Origin of the sequence: Mycobacterium sp. E1715 (genome assembly GCF_001667625.1) — a bacterium.
Lineage (GTDB): Bacteria > Actinomycetota > Actinomycetes > Mycobacteriales > Mycobacteriaceae > Mycobacterium.
On sequence record NZ_LZJJ01000266.1, the window covers coordinates 1 to 5,324 of the forward strand.

Consider the following 5,324-nt stretch of genomic DNA (forward strand, 5'->3'; position numbering starts at 1 on the left):
GGGGATGCACCGGGTTGTAGTGCAGGTCCTCCGCGGCTTCCTGCGTCTCGTTCCAATACCGTTTGGACTGCCATGGGTACAGCGGAAGCTTCAGCGGCCGCGCCCCGTGCCGGGGGTAGAGAGCCTCCCACCTCACAAGGTGCCCTTCGCAGTGCAGCGCGCCAAGGCAATTCATCAGCGTGCGGCCATCGTCGGCGTCGCGCCGCTGCGTCGGCAAGACCACCACCTCGGCCTTCTGGGCGGAGGCGATCTCGACGATCGACGTCGCGAGGACGGGATGTGGCCCGAGCTCCACGAAATGGGTGTATCCGTCGTCGAGCATTCGGCTCACCGCGGGTTCGAAAAGTACTGTGGCGCGCGTGTTCTGCCACCAGTACGCGTCGCCGGTGGCGTAGCCCTCCAGGCGTTCGCCAGTCACCGTGGAATACAGCGGGATGGTTGCCGGGCCCGAAGACACGCCCTGCAGAGCGCCGAAGAGGTCTTCTTTCACCGTGTCCATGTAGTGCGTGTGATACGGCACCTGCACGTTGAGGAAGCGATTGAAGATCCTGAGCTCGTCGAGTCGGCGGGCGATGCGGCCTAAGGCGTCACCATCGCCTGCGATGGTGACCGCAGACGGACTGTTGACCGCGGCGATGGATACACCCGGCCCGATGGCGTCGACCGCTGGGATTTCCAGCGCCTGCATCAGCGATTCGGCGCCGAGGCCGACAGCGAGCATGCGGCCCAGACCTCTGGTGCGCTGTTGCAGACGACTTCGGTGGTAGATGACGCGGATCGCCTGTTCGAAGGTGAGGACGCCGGCCAGGTAGTGGGCGGCCACCTCGCCGGCGCTGTGCCCCACCACGGCGTCGGGAATGATGCCGAATTCTTTCAGTTGCTCGGCCAGCGCTATCTGGATGGCGAAGTTGGCGGGCTGGGCCACATCCGTCTCCGACATCCGAGAGCCCGTTTCGTCGGCGCGGAGTTCGTCGGTCAAAGACCAATCGGCATAACGGGATAGCTCGCGATCGCTTCGCGCGATGCTGTCGGCGAAGGCGGGATAGGCGTCAAGCAGCCCCCGGCACATCTTCCACCATTGGGGCCCCATCCCGGTGCAGACGAACGCCACCTTCGGCTTGGCCTGCGGCGTCCGGTCGACCGGGCTCTGCCCTTCCGCCAGGGCTCGAAGCTGACTCAGCGCGTCGGCCACACCGTCCGCGACGATCGCGCGGCGATGCGTCAGGTGCGTGCGGCGCCGGCTCAGCGTGTAGCCGAGGTCGTGCAGTGAGATTTCCGGGTGGGCGTCGAGGTGTTCCGCCAGCCGACGGGCCGTCGCGGCTAACGCCTCTTGGGAACGCGCCGAAACCGGCAGCACGGCCAGCGGCAGCTGCGGCGACCGCTTTAGGCCGGCTGGAGCGGGAAACGGCGGCTCGGCGAGCACGACGTGAGCGTTGGTGCCGCCGAAGCCAAAGGAGTTGACCCCTGCGACGCGTCGCCCGTTGCCCGGAAACGGACGACCGGTGGCCGGAATTTCGATACCCGAATTCGCAAGCGGTATAGGATCATTGAGGTGCAGGTTCGCCGGGATGTACCCATGTTTGAGCACCAGCGCCGCCTTGATCAATCCGGCGACCCCCGCGCCGGCTTCCAGGTGGCCGATATTGGTCTTGACCGAGCCGATCAGCAGTGGATCGGCCGGTGACCGGTTCGCAGCCAACACACTGCCGAGGGCCCCGGCCTCGACTGGATCGCCGACCGGGGTGCCGGTGCCGTGCGCCTCCACATAGCCGACCTCGTCGGGACGGATACCTGCCCTGCGCAGCGCCGTAATGATGGCCGCCTCCTGGGCCGCGGCGCGGGGCACCGTGATGCCGTCGGTGCGGCCGTCCTGCGACACGGCGGAGCCGAGAATCTGAGCGTAGATTTCGTCACCGTCGGCCACCGCGCGCTCGAGCGGCTTGATGACGACGACGGCGCCGCCTTCTCCCCGCGCGTAGCCGTCGGCGGAACGGTCGAACGCCTTGCAGCGCCCGTCGGGACTGAGGAATCCGCTCTTCGATTCGGCGATGGCGGTGTTCGGCCCGATCATGACATTGACCCCACCGGCCAGCGCGACGTCGCATTCGCCGTTCCAAATGCTCAGCGCCGCAAGGTGTACGGCGACAAGTGAGCTCGAGCACGCCGTGTCGATCGTCATGCTGGGACCCCGGAAATCGAAGGCGAACGAGATCCGGTTGGCCAGCATCGTCATCATCATTCCGGTGGCGGAATGGGCCTTGAATCGGTACCGGCTGGAGCGGCCCCGATTCTGCAGAAGTTGGTAGTCGAGGGTGAAACCGCCGACGAAGACGCCTACCTCGGTTCCCGCGAGGCTGTCCGCGGATATTCCGCCGTCTTCCAGCGCCTCCCACGTCGTCTGCAGCAGGAGGCGTTGCTGCGGATCGATCAGGTGCGCCTCGCGGGGAGAGATTCCGAAGAATTGCGGGTCGAACTGGTCGATTTCGCTGAGGAACCCGCCTCGCCGGGTGACCATCTTGCCGACCTTGGCGGGGTTCGGGTCGTAGTACTTTGCAGCGTTCCACCGGGATTCGGGGACGGTGTCGGTGGCGTCGGTTCCGCTGCAGAGTAAGTGCCAGTAGCTTTCCGGGGTCCGCGCACCGCCTGGGAACTGACACCCGATTCCGAAGATCGCCAAGGGTTCACGAGTCCCGGCTGCGGCGCGCATGTTCATCCTTTCGCCCTACGACCGTGCACCGGTCCGCGCCGGATCGCCTTCGAGGAGTGCGATGCGTGCGCATCCCGCGTCCGCTGTGCGGGATACTCCGCGCCCCGGCCCGACCGAGGCGCTGGCCGGCCGCCGGCGAGTTCACTGGCCTCGACCGTGAGAACCGGGTCGTGCGCGAATCGTGTTCGGGTCAACGTGGTTCGAGTACGGGTGCGTCGCCGAGGATCCACGCCCGGCTGATCGGGTTGATTTCCTGCTCGTGGCGGTAGATGGCTCGCAGTTCCCGCAGAAGCGAGTCGCGTTGCCACGCCTGCACCTGCTGCATGACACCGTCTTCGGAGAACCGGTCGCACTTCTCCGAGATCACGGTCTCCACGAGCTGGCCGGCCAGCTGGTGCAAGAGGCGGGCGTTCGCGCGAAACTGCGCGGCGAAGTCCGGGCTTTCGCCGATCATCGCGGTGTGCAGGCTGACCATGAAGTTCAACGGTGAGTACAAATCGACGAACCCGGCCGACGGTCGAGCCGTCTCGACCGCGGCCCATTCCCGGAAGAACCTCTGCGTGCGGTTGCTGAGCTTGATCAACCCCTCCAGGTGAGGAACCACCTGTGGATCGTCGGCGACAGTGACGAACCGCCCGTTCCGGTAGAGCAAGCCGACAAAGCCCCAGTAGAAGGCGATGTCCCAAATCACCTTGGCGGACATCACGGCCGGCGAACCCATCAGCGCGTATTGATCGCAGTACACGGCGAGCCACATGTCGGTGAGGGATCGAAACAGCGAGTCGCTGATTCCCGACCGCGCGACGATGTCTTCACCGTCGAGTTCGCGGACAATCATGTCGGTGATGAGGCCGTTGCCGATGGCGACGAGGTCCAGGCCCGACGAGTACAACGGATCGAGGAAGATCCCCGAATCTCCGGTGAGACACCAACGGTCGCGGCCGTCGTAAACCTTCGTGGCGCCGTGACTGTAGTTTTTCATCACCCTGAAGTCCTTGATCAGGTGTTCGTGTTCTGCCAGCACCGCCGCGCATTGCGGCTCGTGCTCGGTGAGCCACGACCGAGCTTTGCTGAGGGTGTTGAAGCGGTCGAACGGGTGGAACGCCGGGTCGGCGACGATGCCGACGCTGGTGGATCCGGACGCGAGCCGGATCAGCCAGACCCAGTAGCCCTCCCCCATCAAGTGATTCGTGGACAGCGCGCGATCACCCTCGACGATGCGGGCCTGCCAGGCCGGATCCTCGCTCCACCGGCCGACGTCTATTTCGGCGGCGACACGCAACCACACCGCATTGCAGTTGTGTTCGTTGGCGCGCCGTAGACCCAGTTGGCGGGCCAGCGCACGATTTCGTCCGGATGAATCCACCACCCAACGCGCCGTCGTTCGGGTGATCGTGTCACCGCTCTGGATGGAAACGGTGTGCGGGTGTCCGCCGGAACCGCACTCGACCGAGACCGCGCGGCCGCGGCGGACGTCGATGCCCGCCGAGTGGCAACGTCGGTAAAGCTCGTTCTCCAGCCTGCCGCGGTCGATCTGGTACGTCACCTGGGGGATGTAGGAGGAACTGCCGAGTTCCAACCGCTCGGCGATATCGGTGTTGCCGCCGTGGGAGAAGAACATTCGCAGGCCCATCTTGCGGATCTGCGACGTCTGCAAGTGCTCGGCCAACCCAATGCGTTCACGGAGGTAGTGGGCGGAAACCTCGACCGTCGATTCGCCGACTGTGTGGGTGATCTCAGGCACTGGATGGGAGGTGGGCGAGATGACGGCGATGCGGGTCTGGGGCCTGGCGGTTTGGATCTCCAGCGCCAGGGTCAGCCCCGCCGCACCACCTCCGACGATGGTGACGTCGTGATCGGAGCCGACCTTGTCGGCATCCAACAGGCCCTTGATCCTTCGCGCCAGCGTCTCGCGCGCCTCGGGGCTCAACTGCGACAGCTGCGCGCGCACGTCCACACGTCCACCTCTTGCAAAGCCAGGGAGATTAAGTTACTTAATAGTTAAGTACGTTACACGAAATTAGGACTCTCGCAAGCCTGCAAGCCCACGGCGTCGAGGTGGCGGGACGCTGGCGGCATTGCGGCCAGATGCGCTGCGGCAAAGCCGATCTCAACCGTTCGTCGCGCTTGGCGCCCTGATCAAGCCGACCACAGACACTCAGGACCTCATCATGCCGGCAGCAACCGCCGTACATTTCTTCCTCGAACTTGCCGTCATCCTCGGAACATGCCGGTTCGTCGGGCTGGTTGCGCAACGCTTGGGGCAACCCCAAGTCGTGGGCGAGATGATTGCCGGCGTACTTTTGGGCCCCTCGCTGCTGGGCCGGCTCGCGCCCGGCATGCAGCACGATCTCTTTCCGCCCGGGCAGGCGAACACGGTGCTCTACACCGCGGCGCAGATCGGCCTGGTCTTGTACATGTTCCTCATCGGCCTCAGCTTCGACGCCAACCTCGTCAAACACCGCGCCGGCACCGCGGCGGCGGTGTCGGCCGCGGGCATCCTCGCGCCGCTTGCCCTGGGTGCGCTTGTCGCCCTGCCCCTGCTGAACAGTGGCGTGCTGTTCGGAAAAGGCGTCTCGCTCGCCTTGGCGATGATGTTCCTGGGCGCGTCGATCGC

General features: G+C 65.4%; 3 protein-coding genes. 1 reads left to right on the forward strand and 2 read right to left on the reverse strand.

The features are described from left to right. Both A9X03_RS13815 and A9X03_RS13820 read right to left on the reverse strand, forming a co-directional pair. Positions 1-2,707, reverse strand: a 2,707-nt coding sequence (locus tag A9X03_RS13815; protein ID WP_156746554.1) for a type I polyketide synthase, incomplete at its 3' end; no start/stop codon positions are given. A gap of 190 nt (positions 2,708-2,897) precedes the next feature. After that, positions 2,898-4,664, reverse strand: coding sequence for an NAD(P)/FAD-dependent oxidoreductase (locus A9X03_RS13820; RefSeq protein WP_156746555.1), 1,767 nt, complete (start codon positions 4,662-4,664; stop codon positions 2,898-2,900). Between the two features lie 121 nt (positions 4,665-4,785). Between A9X03_RS13820 and A9X03_RS13825 the strand changes: the two genes are divergently transcribed. Next, positions 4,786-5,324, forward strand: a 539-nt coding sequence (locus tag A9X03_RS13825; protein ID WP_231975393.1) for a cation:proton antiporter, incomplete at its 3' end; no start/stop codon positions are given.